This window comes from Ideonella sp. (genome assembly GCF_041918995.1).
Lineage (GTDB): Bacteria > Pseudomonadota > Gammaproteobacteria > Burkholderiales > Burkholderiaceae_C > Ideonella.
In genome coordinates, this window is the sequence record NZ_JAYRUN010000003.1 from 133205 (window position 1) to 148485 (window position 15281).

Annotated in this window: 13 protein-coding genes; 4 read left to right on the forward strand and 9 right to left on the reverse strand. The window is 70.2% G+C overall.

Going from position 1 to position 15281, the window contains the following annotated elements; all coding sequences use genetic code 11:
- Positions 1-27: 27 nt before the first annotated feature.
- The 6 genes from dnaJ to ACE3UN_RS03740 form a co-directional block, all read right to left on the reverse strand.
- Positions 28-1191: a molecular chaperone DnaJ gene (dnaJ, locus tag ACE3UN_RS03715; RefSeq protein WP_374673566.1), complete on the reverse strand. Its 1164-nt coding sequence runs from the start codon at positions 1189-1191 to the stop codon at positions 28-30.
- A 108-nt stretch (positions 1192-1299) separates the two neighbouring features.
- Positions 1300-3243, reverse strand: coding sequence for a molecular chaperone DnaK (dnaK, locus tag ACE3UN_RS03720; RefSeq protein ID WP_374673567.1), 1944 nt, complete (start codon positions 3241-3243; stop codon positions 1300-1302).
- 97 nt (positions 3244-3340) lie between these two features.
- Positions 3341-3874, reverse strand: a complete 534-nt coding sequence (gene grpE, locus ACE3UN_RS03725; RefSeq protein ID WP_374673568.1) for a nucleotide exchange factor GrpE — start codon at positions 3872-3874, stop codon at positions 3341-3343.
- An 81-nt stretch (positions 3875-3955) separates the two neighbouring features.
- Positions 3956-4375, reverse strand: coding sequence for an RNA-binding S4 domain-containing protein (locus ACE3UN_RS03730; RefSeq protein WP_374673687.1), 420 nt, complete (start codon positions 4373-4375; stop codon positions 3956-3958).
- Positions 4376-4386: 11 nt separating this feature from the next.
- On the reverse strand, positions 4387-5838 hold the full coding sequence (locus tag ACE3UN_RS03735; protein WP_374673569.1) for a sensor histidine kinase: 1452 nt from the start codon (positions 5836-5838) through the stop codon (positions 4387-4389).
- Entirely contained in the window at positions 5835-6536 is a 702-nt protein-coding gene (locus ACE3UN_RS03740; RefSeq protein WP_374673570.1) for a response regulator transcription factor, read from the reverse strand. The genes ACE3UN_RS03735 and ACE3UN_RS03740 overlap by 4 nt, the downstream gene beginning before the upstream one ends.
- Positions 6537-6657: 121 nt before the next feature.
- Between ACE3UN_RS03740 and ACE3UN_RS03745 the strand changes: the two genes are divergently transcribed.
- From ACE3UN_RS03745 to ACE3UN_RS03760, 4 genes are read left to right on the forward strand one after another with little or no spacing between them, the layout of a single operon-like run.
- Positions 6658-7587 carry a porin gene (locus tag ACE3UN_RS03745; protein ID WP_374673571.1) on the forward strand — a complete coding sequence of 310 codons (930 nt, stop codon included), beginning with the start codon at positions 6658-6660 and terminating at the stop codon, positions 7585-7587.
- Positions 7588-7619: 32 nt separating this feature from the next.
- Positions 7620-8582, forward strand: coding sequence for a tripartite tricarboxylate transporter substrate binding protein (locus ACE3UN_RS03750; RefSeq protein ID WP_374673572.1), 963 nt, complete (start codon positions 7620-7622; stop codon positions 8580-8582).
- A 22-nt stretch (positions 8583-8604) separates the two neighbouring features.
- Complete coding sequence (locus ACE3UN_RS03755) at positions 8605-9105, forward strand: tripartite tricarboxylate transporter TctB family protein (protein WP_374673573.1); 501 nt, start codon at positions 8605-8607, stop codon at positions 9103-9105.
- Positions 9105-10616, forward strand: a complete 1512-nt coding sequence (locus ACE3UN_RS03760) for a tripartite tricarboxylate transporter permease (RefSeq protein WP_374673574.1) — start codon at positions 9105-9107, stop codon at positions 10614-10616. Before ACE3UN_RS03755 ends, ACE3UN_RS03760 begins: the two co-directional genes overlap by 1 nt.
- Before the next feature lie 40 nt (positions 10617-10656).
- Here ACE3UN_RS03760 and hemH read toward each other — a convergent pair whose 3' ends face one another.
- The 3 genes from hemH to rpoD all read right to left on the reverse strand — a co-directional run bounded on the left by hemH (position 10657) and on the right by rpoD (position 15054).
- On the reverse strand, positions 10657-11754 hold the full coding sequence (gene hemH, locus ACE3UN_RS03765; RefSeq protein ID WP_374673575.1) for a ferrochelatase: 1098 nt from the start codon (positions 11752-11754) through the stop codon (positions 10657-10659).
- A 5-nt stretch (positions 11755-11759) separates the two neighbouring features.
- Positions 11760-12716 (reverse strand): adenylate/guanylate cyclase domain-containing protein, encoded by a 957-nt coding sequence (locus ACE3UN_RS03770; RefSeq protein ID WP_374673576.1) that lies wholly within the window; start codon positions 12714-12716, stop codon positions 11760-11762.
- A 97-nt stretch (positions 12717-12813) separates the two neighbouring features.
- Positions 12814-15054 carry an RNA polymerase sigma factor RpoD gene (gene rpoD, locus ACE3UN_RS03775; protein ID WP_374673577.1) on the reverse strand — a complete coding sequence of 747 codons (2241 nt, stop codon included), beginning with the start codon at positions 15052-15054 and terminating at the stop codon, positions 12814-12816.
- Between the last annotated feature and the right edge of the window lie 227 nt (positions 15055-15281).

The window sequence follows — 15281 nt, forward strand, 5'->3', positions numbered from 1 at the left end:
GTCTGGCCTTATCGGCCCCTTGACCGTTTACTTGAACAGGTCCTTGACCCGGTCGGTCCAGCTCTTGGCATTGGGCGAGTGGCGCTCGCCTCCCTTGCGCAGGGAGTCGTCCAGTTCCTTGAGCAGCTTGCGCTGGTGCTCGGTCAGCTTCACCGGCGTCTCCACCGTGACGTGGCAGTACAGGTCGCCCGGGTAGCTGGAGCGGATGCCCTTGATGCCCTTGCCGCGCAGCCGGAACGTCTTGCCGTGCTGCGTGCCCTCGGGCAGCTCGATCTCCACCTTGCTGGTGAGCGTGGGCACCTCGACGCTGCCGCCCAGCGCGGCCGTGACGAGCCCGACCGGCACGGTGCAGTGCAGGTCGTCGCCGTCGCGTTCGAAGATCTCGTGCGGCTTGATGCGGATCTCGATGTACAGGTCGCCCGCGGGGCCGCCGTTCGTGCCGGGCTCGCCGTTGCCGGCCGACCGTATGCGCATGCCCTCGTTGATGCCGGCGGGGATCTTCACCTCCAGCGTCTTCTGCTTCTTCACCTTGCCCGCGCCATCGCACACCGTGCAGGGCTCCGGGATGATCTTGCCGGTGCCGTGGCAGTGCGGGCAGGTCTGCTGGATGGCAAAGAAGCCCTGGCGCATCTGCACCGTGCCGCTGCCGTTGCAGGTGTGGCAGGTCTTGGCCTTGGTGCCGGGTTTGGCGCCGGTGCCGCTGCAGGCCTCGCAGTGCTCCCAGCTGGGGATGCGGATCTGGGTGTCCTTGCCGAGCGCCGCTTCCTCCAGCGTGATCTCCATGGCGTAGCTCAGGTCGTTGCCACGGTAGACGCGCTGGCCGCCCCCACCGCCGCGCCGGCCCCCGCCCTGGCCGCCCTGGCCGTTGCCGAAGATGTCGCCGAAGATGTCGCCGAAGGCCTCGGCGAAGCCGCCGAACCCTTCCTGCCCCGGGCCCCCGCGGAAACCACCCGCGTTGGGGTCCACCCCGGCATGGCCGTACTGGTCGTAGGCGGCGCGCTTCTGCGCATCCGAGAGCATCTCGTAGGCCTCCTTGGCCTCCTTGAACTGCTCTTCGGCCGCCTTGGCCCCGTCCCCCTGGTTGCGGTCAGGGTGGTACTTCATGGCCAGCTTGCGGTAGGCCTTCTTGATGTCGTCGTCGGAGGCGTTCTTCGCCACCCCCAGAACGTCGTAGTAATCGCGCTTTGCCATGTCAGCTGCTCGCAGTGCTCAAACGAAACCGCCGCGTTGAGCGTCAGGCCGCCGGCCTGACGTTCGAACGCGGCGAGATAGGACGTCACGCCGCGGCGTGACGGCTTATCACTTCTTGACTTCCTTGAACTCCGCGTCGACCACGTTGTCGTCGTCCGCCGGCTTGGCCTGGGCCTGCGGCTGCTCGTCGGCACCGCCCGGGGCGGCGCCGGCAGTACCGGCTGCGGCCTGCTGCTCGGCGTACATCTTCTCGCCCAGCTTCTGGCTGGCGGTCATCAGCGCCTCGGTCTTGGCCTCGATGGCCGCCTTGTCGTCGCCCTTGAGCGCTTCCTCGGCGTCCTTCAGGGCGGCCTCGATCTTCTCCTTCTCGCCGGCGTCGAGCTTGTCGCCATGCTCGGCCAGGCTCTTCTTGACCGAGTGGACCATCGCGTCGGCCTGGTTGCGGGCCTGCACCAGCTCCAGCTTCTTGGCGTCTTCGGCGGCGTTCAGCTCGGCGTCCTTCACCATCTTCTGGATCTCTTCCTCGGACAGGCCGGAGTTCGCCTTGATGGTGATCTTGTTCTCCTTGCCCGTGCCCTTGTCCTTGGCGCTCACGTGCAGGATGCCGTTGGCGTCGATGTCGAAGGTCACCTCGATCTGCGGCAGGCCGCGCGGCGCCGGCGGGATGCCTTCCAGGTTGAACTCGCCCAGGCTCTTGTTGCCCGAGGCCATCTCGCGCTCACCCTGGTAGACCTTGATGGTCACCGCCGGCTGGTTGTCGTCGGCCGTGGAGAAGGTCTGCGAGAACTTGGTCGGGATGGTCGTGTTCTTCTTGATCATCTTGGTCATCACGCCGCCGAGCGTCTCGATGCCGAGCGACAGCGGGGTGACGTCCAGCAGCAGCACGTCCTTGCGCTCGCCGCCCAGCACCTGGCCCTGGATGGCCGCGCCCACGGCGACGGCCTCGTCCGGGTTCACGTCCTTGCGCGGCTCCTTGCCGAAGAACTCCTTGACCTTCTCCTGCACCTTGGGCATGCGGCTCATGCCGCCCACCAGGATGACGTCGTCGATCTCGCTGACCTTGACGCCGGCGTCCTTGATGGCGATGCGGCACGGTTCCATGGTGCGCTCGATCAGCTCGTCCACCAGGCTCTCCAGCTTGGCGCGGGTGAGCTTGATGTTCAGGTGCTTCGGCCCGGAGGCGTCGGCCGTGATGTACGGCAGGTTGACGTCGGTCTGGGTGCTGTTGGACAGCTCGATCTTGGCCTTTTCCGCGGCTTCCTTCAGGCGCTGCAGGGCCAGCACATCCTTGGTCAGGTCCACGCCCTGTTCCTTGCGGAACTCGGTGACGATGTAGTCGATGATGCGCTGGTCGAAGTCCTCGCCGCCCAGGAAGGTGTCGCCGTTGGTCGACAGCACCTCGAACTGCTTCTCGCCGTCCACGTCGGCGATCTCGATGATCGAGATGTCGAACGTGCCGCCGCCGAGGTCGAACACGGCGATCTTGCGGTCACCCTTGCCGTGCTTGTCCAGGCCGAAGGCCAGGGCCGCGGCGGTCGGCTCGTTGATGATGCGCTTGACGTCCAGGCCGGCGATGCGGCCGGCGTCCTTGGTGGCCTGGCGCTGGCTGTCGTTGAAGTAGGCCGGCACGGTGATCACCGCCTCGGTCACTTCCTCACCGAGGTAGTCCTCGGCGGTCTTCTTCATCTTGCGCAGCACCTCGGCGCTGACCTGCGGCGGCGCGAGCTTCTTGCCGCGCACCTCCACCCAGGCGTCGCCGTTGTCGGCGGCGGTGATGGCGTAGGGCATCAGGTCGATGTCCTTCTGCACTTCCTTCTCGGTGAACTTGCGGCCGATCAGGCGCTTCACCGCGTACAGGGTGTTCTTCGGGTTGGTCACCGCCTGGCGCTTGGCCGAGGCGCCCACGAGGATCTCGCCGTCTTCCTGGTAGGCGATGATGGACGGGGTGGTGCGCGCGCCTTCGGAGTTCTCGATGACGCGGGTGGTGTTGCCTTCCATCACGGCCACGCACGAGTTGGTGGTGCCGAGGTCGATGCCGATGATCTTGCCCATGAGGTGCTCCTGGTTCTGTGAAATTCGGGGGATGTCCGTTGTTCTGTGATGTGCGGCCGGCCGGGCTGGCTTCAAGACCCGGCTGGCGACCGGGGCTTCACTTCGGTGCGGCCACGGTGACCAGCGCCGGGCGCAGCACGCGCTCGGCGATCAGGTAGCCCTTCTGCAGCACCGCCACCACGGTGTTGGCGTCCTGCGAGGCCGGCACCATGCTGATCGCCTGATGGTGGTGGGGGTCGAACTTCGTGCCCGCAGGCGGGTTGATCTCGACCACCTTGTTGCGCTCCAGCGCCTGCTGCAGCTGGCGCAGGGTGGCGTGCACCCCTTCGAGCACCTTCTCCACCGGCGCGTCAGGCATGGCGATGGCGGCCTCCAGGCTGTCCTTGACGGGCAGCAGCCCCTCGGCGAAGGACTCCACCGAGAACTTGCGCGCCTTGCTCACCTCTTCCTCGGCGCGGCGGCGCACGTTCTCCGTCTCGGCCTTGGCGCGCAGGAAGGCGTCCTGGGCCTCGCCCAGCTGGGCCTGCAGGCTGGCGAGCTGGGCCTCGGGGGAGGCGCTGGCCGCCTCGGGCGCTGCGGCGGGGGCGGCCTGGTCAGGGGTCGGATCGGTGGGGTTGTCGTTGGTTTGCATGGTGGAAATCGGTCCGAATGCAGGGACGAAAGCCGGAATCCGCCCGCACATGGGGGCGATCCGGCAGGCTTCAAGGGGCCCTCAGCGGCCGCCGCCGTCGTCGAGCGTGGCGCTCCAGCGCTGCCAGTCGGCCAGGTGGCGGCGGTCGCGCTTGGTGGGGCGGCCGTGCTCGATGGTCGCTGCGGGCTCCACCCCCTGGCGCCGGGCCTCGCGGGCGGCCTCCCGGGCGGCCAGGCTCTCTGGCGTCTCCTCGTACAGCTGCTGGGCCATGGGCGCCGGGCCGCGCACTTCGCTCAGGCCCAGCACCCGCACGGTGCGCGCCGGCAGGCCGGGCTCACGCAGGGTCAGCCGGTCGCCCACGCGGACGTCGCGCGAGGGCTTGGCCGGCTGGTCGTTCACATCGACCCGGTTCTTCCCGATGGCCTCCACGGCCAGCGCGCGGGTCTTGTAGAACCGGGCGGCCCAGAGCCATTTGTCCAGGCGCACCGGCGTGGTGCTCAGTGGCAGTTCCTTCACGGGGGCGATTGTCCTTCAGCGGGGTCGGGGGCGGGCGGCGGCGCGGGCTCCAGGGGCAGCCGCGCGGTGGCATCCAGGCCGATCACCCGGCCCTGCAGCTCGCGGTTGTCCAGGCTGAGCTGGCCGCCCAGGCCCGTCACGATTCCCTGGCAGATGGCGAGCCCGAGCCCGCTGGCGGCCGCCGGGCCGCGGGCGGCGAAGGCCTGGAACAGGCGCGCGCGCGCCTCGGCGTCCAGGCCGGGGCCGCTGTCGGACACGGTCAACGCGGCGTGGTGGCGGTCGGTCTGCAGGCGGATGTGCAGGCGGCCCCCGGGCGGCCCATGCTGGACGGCGTTGTGGATGAGGTTGCGCGACAGCTCGCGCAGCGCCCACTCGTGGGCGCGCACGCGGGCCGGCTGCAGGGCGAGGTCGAAGTCCAGCTGCCGCGCGACGATCAGCGGCGAGAGATCGAGCGCCACCTGGCGCACGGCGTCGGCCCAGTCGGTCACCGGCGCGTCGGCTTGCTCGCGGATCTGCTCCACCTTGGCCAGCGCCAGCAACTGGTTGGCGAGCAGGGTCGCCCGATCGACGGTCTCGGCCACCTCGACCAGCGCCTGCGAGGGCGCCACGTCGCCCCGCGCGGCGGACTGCAGCTGCGCCTTCAGCACCGCCAACGGCGTGCGCAGCTGGTGCGACGCATCACGCACGAAGCGCTTCTGGTGCTCCAGCAGCCGGGCCAGGCGCGACATCACGCTGTTGGTGGCGTCGATCAGCGGCAGCAGCTCGCGCGGTGCCTGGCCCGTGGGCAGGGGGGAGAGGTCGCCCGCCGGCCGGGCGGCCAGCAAGGCGCCGAGCGCACGCACCGGGCGGGTCGCACGCTGCACCACCCACACCACCACCGCGGCAATGAGCAGGATCTGCAGGGCCTGGCGCACCAGCGTCTGCGCCAGCAGTTCGTCGGCCATGCGGCGGCGCAGTTCGAAGGTCTCCGCCACCTGGATGGTGGCCATGCCCAGGCCCGCGGGGCCCGACACCGGCTGCAGCAGCACGGCCATGCGCACCGGCTGGCCGCGGAACTCGTCGTCGTAGAAGTGCACCAGCGCGGCGTAGGGGTTGCGCCCGGCGCCCGGGGGGCGCGGGCCAGGCAGGTCGTCGAAGCCGGACACCGTCTCGCCCTGGAACCCCAGGATGCGGTAGTACATGCGGCTGCGCATGTCGGCCTCGAAGGCCTCCAGGGCGCTGTAGGGCAGGTCGGCCGTCACCCGCACGGCGGCACCCTCGCCCTGCACGCGCAGCTGCTCGCCGATGGTCTTGGCCGAGGCGAGCAGGGTGCGGTCGTACGCCGTGTTCGCCGCGGCCAGCGCCGACCGGTGGGCAGCCACGGCCGTGAGCGCGACGAAGGCCAGCACCGGCACCAGCACGCCCACCAGCAGCTGCCAGCGCAGCGACGACGCACGCCGGGCGTTCAAGGCGTCTCGCCCGGGGGGGCCGAGGGGGCGGACGCCGCCCGGTCGACCAGGTAGCCCAGGCCGCGCAGCGTGACCAGCCGCACGTCGGTGGCGGCCAGCTTCTTGCGCAGGCGGTAGGCCACCACCTCGATCGCATCCGGCTGCACCTCCGCGTCGTCGCGAAAGACGATCTCGGTGAGCCGTGCCTTGGCCACCGCGCGGCCCGGGCTGGCCAGCAGCGCCTGCAGCAGCGAGGCCTCGCGCAGCGTCAGGTCCAGCGGGCGCCCCTGGTGGTAGACGGCCAGGCTGTCGGGGTCGACCTGCAGGCCGCAGTAGCCCGGCGTGGGCAGGTCGGCGCCCCGCCGACGGCGGACCAGCGCCCGGATGCGGGCCTCCAGCTCGTCCAGGTCGAAGGGCTTGGGCAGGTAGTCGTCCGCGCCGGTGTTCAGGCCCAGCACCCGGTCGCCCACCGTGCCGCGCGCGGTGAGGATCAGCACCGGCGTGTCCAGGCCTTCAGCGCGCGCCTGGGCCAGCACCTCGAGCCCGTCGCGCCCGGGCAGGCTGAGGTCCAGCACCACCACGTCGGGCGCGCTGGCGCGCCAGCGGTCCAGGGCGCGGTCACCGTCCCCGCAGGCGACGATGCGCATGCCCCTGCGCTCGAAGCTGCGCTGCAAGGTCAGCTGCAGGGCGGCCTGGTCTTCGACGAGTAGCACCTTCATGGGGCTGCCGATTATGCGCACCGGGGGCTGCGGGTTTACCCCGCCGGCAGCGACAGCGGTTTGACAGCCTCGCTGTCGAGCATCGCCTTGGCCACTGTGGCCATCGAGAGGAGACAAGCCCATGAGATTCCTGCGTTCCGCGGCCGCCATCGCCGCCACCCTGTGCGCCGCCACGGCGTCCGCGCAGTCCACCGTCACCGTCTACGGCAAGCTGGACGTGGGCCTGCGCCAGGCCATCGGCAGCGAGGACCGCGAGGTCGCCACCGGCGGCGACAGCCGGCTCGGCTTCCGCGGCACCGAGGACCTGGGCGGTGGCCTGAAGGCCTTCTTCCAGATCGAGCACCGCTTCTTCGGCGACACCGGCGGCCAGGACGGCGCGCAGTTCTGGAAGGGCATCTCGCACGTCGGCCTGGACACGCCCTGGGGCCGTTTCGCGCTGGGCCGCCAGTACTCGGCCGCCTTCTCGCTGGTGCAGAACCAGATCGATCCCTTCGGCGGCGACACCGTGGCCCAGCTGCGTGACGTGAGCATGCGTGTGGGCGGCATCACCAAGGTGCGCGTGGACAACTCGGTGCGCTACGACATCAGTGCCAACGGCTTCAGTGCCGCGGCGTCGGTGGCCGAGGCCCCGGCCGACGGCTCGGCGCCGGACAAGCACGTGTCGGCCGCGGCCCTGTACCGGCAGGGCCCATGGTTCGTGGCCGCCGGCGTGGAAGACCCCAGCGGCGCCGAAGACAAGCAGTGGAACGTGGGCGCGGGCTACACCGTCGGCCCTGCGGCGCTGACGGTGGGCTACTCGTCCGGCACCACCGCGGCCGGCGCCGACGCGACCGGCTGGATGCTGGGCCTGAACTGGACGGTGGGCAGCGGCGTGGTGAAGGCCGCCTACGGCCAGCAGGAGCGTGACGACGAGACCTACGCGCGCAAGCTCGGCCTGGGCTACCACCACGCGCTGTCCAAGCGCACCACGCTGTACGCCGACATCGGCCACGACGCCGAGGCGGCCACTCGCCGCACCGGCTACGACCTGGGCATCATCCACACGTTCTGAGCGCCCGACCCCGCGCCACCAAGGAGACACACATGCGCCGAGACCACTTCCTCAAGAGCCTGGCCGCATTGGCCGCCGCCTCCGGCCTGCCGCTGCACGCGCTGGCCAGCGGGGCCAACCTGAAGATGATGATCCCCGCCAACCCGGGCGGTGGCTGGGATCTCACCGGACGGGCGTTCGGCAAGGCCTTGCAGGACGCGGGGGCGGCCGCCACCGTGGCCTACGAGAACAAGGGTGGCGCGGCCGGCGCCCTGGGCCTGGCGCAGTTCGTCAACGCCAACAAGGGTGACCCGAACGCGCTGCTCGTGATGGGCGCCGTCATGCTCGGCGGCATCATCACCGGCAAGCCGCCGGTCAGCTTGTCGCAGGCCACGCCCATCGCGCGGCTGACCAGCGAGTACAACGTGTTCGTGCTGCCGGCCGACTCGCCCTTCAAGACCATGAACGACGTGGTCGAGCAGATGAAGCGCGACCCGGGCAGCGTGAAGTGGGGCGGCGGCTCGCGCGGCGCCACCGAGCACATCGCCGCGGCGATGATCGCCCGGGCGGTGGGCGTGGACGCGGCCAAGGTGAACTACGTGCCGTTCCGCGGCGGCGGCGAGGCGATCGCTGCCATCCTCGGCGGCAACGTCAGCATCGGGGGCAGCGGCTTCAGCGAGTTCCAGCCCTACATCCAGGCCGGCAAGATGCGCGCGATCGGCATCACGGCCGACACGCGCATCAAGGGCATCGACGTGCCGACGCTGAAGGAGCAGGGCATCCCGGTGGTGATCGGCAACTGGCGCGGCGTCTACGCCCCCGGCGGTATCACCCCCGAGCAACGCAAGGCCATCACCGACATGGTGGTGCGCGCCACGCGCTCCAGGGCCTGGGCCGAGGCGCTGGAGAAGAACGGCTGGACCCCGGCCTTCCTGGCCGGCGAGGCGTTCGAGAAGTTCGTCGACGACGAGTTCGCCAGCCTGCGCGCCATCATGGCCAAGGCCGGCATGGTCTGACGCCGCTTCATCGGGAGATGCCATGAATGCCCAGGCCCGACAGTCGGCGATCGCCGCCGGGGTGCTGCTGACCGGCGGCGGCGTGGTGCTGGCCGCCCTGCAGATGTCGTCCGATGCCGGTTATGCCGGCGTCGGCCCCAACTTCGTGCCCCTCGTGGTGGGTGGGCTGCTGGCGCTGTGCGGGCTGGGCCAGCTGCGTGAGGCCTTCACCGGCGGCTGGCGCGACATGGAGCAGCCGCCCGGCGCGGACCGCGGCGACTGGGTCGGCTTCGCCTGGGTGAGCGCGGGCCTGTGCGTGAACGCGCTGCTGATCACCCGCATCGGCTTCGTGCTGGGCTGCGCGCTGTGCTTCGTGCTGGCGGTGCGCGGCCTGCGCTGGTCGCGCGGTGCGCGGGGCCTGCGCGTGCGCCAGCTGGCGGCCGACCTGGCCCTCGGGCTGGCCATCTCGGCGCCGGTGTTCTGGATGTTCGGCCAGGGGCTGGGCATCGCGCTGCCGGCGATCACTTCGACAGGATGGCTGTGATGGAAACCCTCGACCTGCTGGCCGCTGGCTTTGCCACGGCGGCCACCCCGGTCAACCTGCTGTGGGCCCTGCTGGGCTGCCTGATCGGCACGGCCGTGGGGGTGTTGCCGGGCATCGGCCCGGCCACCGCGGTGGCGATGCTGCTGCCCATCACGCTGAAGGTGGAGCCCACCGCGTCGATGATCTTCTTCGCGGGCATCTACTACGGCGCCATGTACGGCGGCTCGACCACGTCCATCCTGCTGAACACGCCGGGTGAGTCGGGGGCGATGGTGACCGCGATGGAGGGCAACCGCATGGCCAAGAGCGGCCGCGCGGGCGCCGCGCTCGCCACGGCGGCCGTGGGCTCCTTCGTCGCCGGCACGCTGGCCACGCTGGTGGTCACCTTCTTCGCGCCCTGGGTGGCCGAGCATGCGGTGCGGCTGGGGCCGCCGGAGTACTTCATGCTCATGGTGCTGGCGTTCACCACGGTGTCTGCGGTGCTCGGCAAGAGCATGCTGCGTGGGGTGACGGCCCTGGCCGTGGGGCTGGCCTTCGGCCTCGTGGGGCTGGACCAGATCTCGGGCGCCCCGCGCCTGACAGGCGGCGTGCCCGAACTCATGGATGGCCTGGAGGTGGTGCTGGTGGCGGTGGGCCTGTTCGCGGTGGGCGAGGCCCTGTACCACGTGCTCTACGAGGGCCGGGTCGTGGAGGCGCAGCACCCCATGAGCCGCGTGCACATGAGCCGGCAGGACTGGAGGCGCTCGTGGCCCGCCTGGCTGCGCGCCAGCGCGATCGGCATGCCCTTCGGCGCACTGCCGGCGGGCGGCAGCGAGATTCCCACCTTCCTCAGCTACGCCACCGAGAAGAAGCTCTCGCCGCACAAGGAGGAGTTCGGCACCACGGGCGCCATCGAGGGGGTGGCCGGCCCCGAGGCGGCCAACAACGCGGCCATCACCGCCACGCTGATGCCGCTGCTCACGCTGGGCATTCCCACTTCGAACACCACCGCCATCCTGCTGGGCGCCTTCCAGAACTACGGCATCCAGCCCGGGCCTCAGCTGTTCGACACCAATGCCGGCCTGGTGTGGGCGCTCATCGCGTCGCTGTACATCGGCAACGTGATGCTCCTGGTGCTGAACCTGCCGCTGGTGGGCCTGTGGGTCAAGCTGCTCAAGCTGCCCAAGCCGCCGCTGTACGCGGGCATCCTGGTGTTCGCCACCGTGGGCGTCTATGGCATGCGCCAGTCGGCGCTGGACCTGTTGCTGCTCTACGCCATCGGCGTGCTGGGTGTGCTGATGCGGCGCCACGACTTCCCGACCGCGCCGGTGATCGTCGGCATGATCCTCGGGCCGCTCGCCGAGGCCCAGATGCGCAACGCGCTGGCCATCGGCGAGGGGCAGTGGACGGTGTTCATCCAGCGGCCGATGTCGCTGGTGCTGCTGGTCGTCGTCGTGGCGGTGCTGGTGCTGCCGCGGCTGGTGCGCTGGCTGCGCCCACCGACGGAGCCGGACGCCGTCGTGCGCGTCTGAGCGAGCGGGCATGGCGGCTTCCCGCCGCCGGCTGCCCGCCTCAGTCGGCCGCGCCCAGCGCGAGGGCGCGCTGCCGCGCCGCCGCCCGTTCCGCCGGGGCATCCGGTGCCACGGGCAGCCAGCCGGCGAGGTGCTGAGCCGTGAGGGCCGCCAGCGCGGCCATCCCGGCCGGGTCGTCGTTCAGGCAGGGGATGTAGGCATAGGCCTCGCCGCCCGCGTGCAGGAACTCCTCGCGGCCCTCCTGCGCGATCTCCTCCAGGGTCTCCAGGCAGTCGGCCGAGAAGCCCGGGCAGACCACGTCGACCCGGCGCGTGCCTGCCTGCGCCAGGCCGACGAGGGTCTCGTTGGTGGCGGGCCCCAGCCACTTGGCGCGCCCGAAGCGGCTCTGGAAGGTGATGCGCCACTGGCCGGCGGTGAGGCCCAGCGCCTCGGCCAGCAGCCGGGCGGTCTTCTGGCACTGGCAGTGGTAGGGGTCGCCCAGGTGCAAGGTGCGTTCGGGCATGCCGTGGAAGCTCATCACCAGCACCTCGCCGCGACCGGCGCGCGCCCAGTGGGCACGCACGCTGGCCGCCAGCGCGGCGATGTGGGCGGGGTCGTCGTGGTACTGGTGCACGAAGCGCAGCTCGGGCACCCAGCGCGTGCGGCGGCCCCAGGCCGTGACGGCGTCGAACACGCTCGCCGTGGTGGCGCCCGAGTACTGCGGATAGGCCGGCAGCACCAGCACCCGGCGCACACCTTCTGCCGCGAAGGCCTCCATCGCCGAGGCGATGGAGGGGTTGCCGTAGCGCATGGCGGGCCGCACCTGCACGGCATGGCCGGCGGCGCCGAGGCGGGCCTGCAGGTCGGCGGCCTGGCGCTGCGTCCAGACCAGCAGGGGCGAACCGTCGGCCATCCACACGCTGGCGTACTTGGCGGCCGACTTGGCGGGCCGGGTGCGCAGGATGATGCCGTGCAGGATGGGCCACCAGGCCAGGCGCGGGATCTCCACCACGCGCGGGTCACTCAGGAACTCGGCCAGGTAGCGCCGCAGCGCCGCGGGCGTGGGCGCATCGGGCGTGCCGAGGTTGGCCAGCAGCACACCCACGGGGGAGGGCGGCTCGCCATGGCGGAAGGCAGGGGAGGGCAGCGGGGCGGCCATGGGGCTCAGTGGGGGCCGGCGGGCGGGGTCAGCCGCATCGGCAGGGTGTCGTCCAGGCTGGACATGATGCTGAACTGCAGCACCGGCACGCCGACCTCGTTGGGCGAACCGCCGAGACCGATCTCGCCGCTGCCGTGCAGCGTGCAGGCGCCGCGACGCAGGCTGATCACCTCGTCGTCGCCGGAGAAGCGCACGTAGGTGCCGTTGATGCTGAGGTCGGTGACCTGCAGGCCGCCGCCCATCCAGTCGATGCGGGCATGGGTGCGCGAGACGCGCGCCTCGTCGATGAGCAGACCGCAGGTCGACCCCCGGCCGATGAGCAGCGGCAGGTCATGGCGGGTGAAGCGGTACAGGCTGTCGTGCCAGACGAGCTGCAGCCCCTCGGGCTCGGCCAGGTCGATGCGCGTCTCCATCAGCGTGGCGGCGTTGTCGCCCCCCCGCGGCGGCAGCATGTGCACCTCCACCGGCTCGGCGCGGCCGCGCAGGCGCATGCGGTCCAGCGAGCGGTAGTTGGCCTGCGCCTCGGGGGCGAGTTCCTCGAACACCTCGCTGGTGAGCAGCGTCTCGTTGTCGCCGGCGTGGTCGAGCAGGCGGGCCGCGACGTTCACGGCGTCGCCGAAGCAGTCGCCGTTGACCTCGACCACCTCGCCGAGTGCCAGGGCGATCTGCAGCCTCAGGCGCGCCACCGCGGGAGCCGCGTGCGGGGCGGCCGCGGTGCTCTCGAGGTGGTCGTGCATCTGCATGGCGCAGGCCACGGCCATGGAGGGCACGGAGAACACGGCCATCAGGCCGTCACCGAGCGTCTTGATGAGCTGGCCGCCCATGGCGGGCACCTTCTGGGCCAGCGCGTTGATCGTCTGGGTGACGACCGCGGTGGCCTGGGCGTTGCCGAGCGTTTCGTAGAGCGCCGTGCTGCCGCGCAGATCCGCGAACAGGACGGTGCGGCGCTTGATCGTGGCCATGCGTCGGTCAGTGTAGCGCGCCCACAGGAAGCCGGCCGCTGCGAGCGGCCGGCAAGGGGCGGTGGCACCGGTGGGGCACCCGAAGGTGCCCGGCAGGTCAGATGTTGTCGAGGTAGGTGCGCAGCTTGTCCGAGCGGCTCGGGTGCTTCAGCTTGCGGATGGCCTTGGCCTCGATCTGGCGGATGCGCTCGCGCGTGACGTCGAACTGCTTGCCCACTTCCTCGAGCGTGTGGTCGGTGGACATCTCGATGCCGAAGCGCATGCGCAGCACCTTGGCCTCGCGCGGGGTCAGGCTGTCGAGGATGTCCTTCACCACGTCGCGCAGGCCGGCCTGCATGGCCGCCTCGATGGGCGCGGTGTTGTTGGTGTCCTCGATGAAGTCGCCCAGGTGCGAGTCGTCGTCGTCGCCGATCGGGGTTTCCATGGAGATCGGCTCCTTGGCGATCTTCATGATCTTGCGGATCTTGTCTTCCGGCATCTCCATCTTCTCGGCCAGCGTGGGGGCGTCCGGCTCGAAGCCGAACTCCTGCAGGTGCTGGCGCGACAGGCGGTTCATCTTGTTGATCGTCTCGATCATGTGAACCGGGATGCGGATGGTGCGAGCCTGGTCGGCGATGGAGCGCGTGATCGCCTGGCGGATCCACCAGGTGGCGTAGGTCGAGAACTTGTAGCCGCGGCGGTACTCGAACTTGTCCACCGCCTTCATCAGGCCGATGTTGCCTTCCTGGATGAGGTCCAGGAACTGCAGGCCGCGGTTGGTGTACTTCTTGGCGATGGAGATCACCAGGCGCAGGTTGGCCTCGATCATCTCCTTCTTGGCGTCGCGCGAGGCCTTCTCGCCCTCGTTCATGCGCCGGTTGATCTCCTTCAGGTCATCGATGGGCACCACGGCGCGAGCCTGCAGGTCGAACAGCTTCTGCTGCAGCTCCTGGATGGCCGGCAGGTTGCGCAGCATGATGGCGCTGTACGGCTTGCCCGACGCGGCTTCCTTCTCGCTCCACTTGAGGTTGAGCGCATTGGGCGGGAAGGTCTTGATGAAGTGTTCCTGCGGCATGCCGCACTTGTCGACCACGATCTTGCGGATCTCGCGCTCGTAGCGGCGGATGTCGTCGACCTGCGAGCGCAGGATGTCGCACAGCTTCTCGATGGTCTTGACCGTGAAACGGATGGTCATCAGGTCGTCGCTGATGGCCTGCTGCGCCTTGTTGTACGAGGCCGACTGGTAGCCTTCCTTCTCGAAGGCACGGCGCATCTTGTCGAAGTGCGTGCGCAGCTCGGTGAACTTGGCCAGCGCCGCGTTCTTCAGCTCCTCGAGCTTCTTGGTCAGCGCCTTCGAGCCGCCATTGCCGTCGTCGTCGTCTTCCTCGTCGAACTCGTCGAAGTCTTCCTCGGCCACGTAGTCGTCGGCCTCGTCCTCGGCCACGAAGCCGTCCACCACCTCGGAGATCTGCATCTCGCCCGCGGCGATGCGGTCGGCCATCGCGAGGATCTCGGCGATGGTCGTCGGCGATGCCGAGATGGCGAGCATCATCGCCTGCAGGCCACCTTCGATGCGCTTGGCGATCTCGATCTCACCCTCGCGGGTGAGCAGCTCCACGGAGCCCATCTCGCGCATGTACATGCGCACCGGGTCGGTGGTGCGGCCGAACTCGGAATCGACCGTCGACAGGGCGGCCTCGGCGGCCTCTTCAGCCTCTTCCTCGGTGGCGGTGGAGGTGGCGCCGCCGGCGATCAGCAGCGTGGCGGCGTCGGGCGCCTGCTCGTACACCGCGATGCCCATGTCGTTGAGCATGGAGATGATGGCCTCGAGGATCTCCTCGTTGACCAGCTTCTCGGGCAGGTGATCGTTGATCTCCTGGTGCGTCAGGTAGCCCCGCGTCTTGCCCATCTTGATGAGCGTCTTGAGCTCCTGACGGCGCTTGGCGACCTCTTCCTCGGTGAGCGCCGTCTCGTCCAGGCCGAACTCGCGCATCAGCGCGCGCTCCTTGGCGCGGCTGACCTTCATGCGCAGCGGCTTGGCCTTGGGCTTGTCCTCGCCAGCGTCCTCCACCTCGACGACGTCGGCCTCCGCCTCGACCTCGGCCTCGACTTCCAGCTCGGCCTCGATGTCACCCAGCTCCTCGTCGATCTCGGCGGACTTCTCGGCCTTCTTCGACGTGGTCTCCGCCTTGGGCTTGCGACCGCGCTTGGCCTTGCCGTCGTCCTCTGCCTTGGCCGGCGCGGCCTTGCCCTTGGCGGCCGTAGCGGCCTTCTTGGTCGGCTCCTCGGTCGCGGCGGCGCCCTTGGGGGTGGTCTTGGCGGCGGGCTTGGCAGTGGCGGCGGTCTTCTTCGCGGTCATGCAGAGTGTCTCGTTGAGAGGGTGATCCTTCGATGGGCCCACGGGTTCCGCAAGGCTCCCACGCACGGCGGCCGCGCACGCACGAGGCGACGCAGGCGCGACGGGACGAGGGATCCGGGCAAACGGAACACCCACCGGCCGCCGAGGACGGACGGCGGCGCGGGTTGAGGCGGGCAAGCTGGCGTGAACGTCGGGAGATGCAGCCTGGCGGGGCGGTGGCCTGTGTG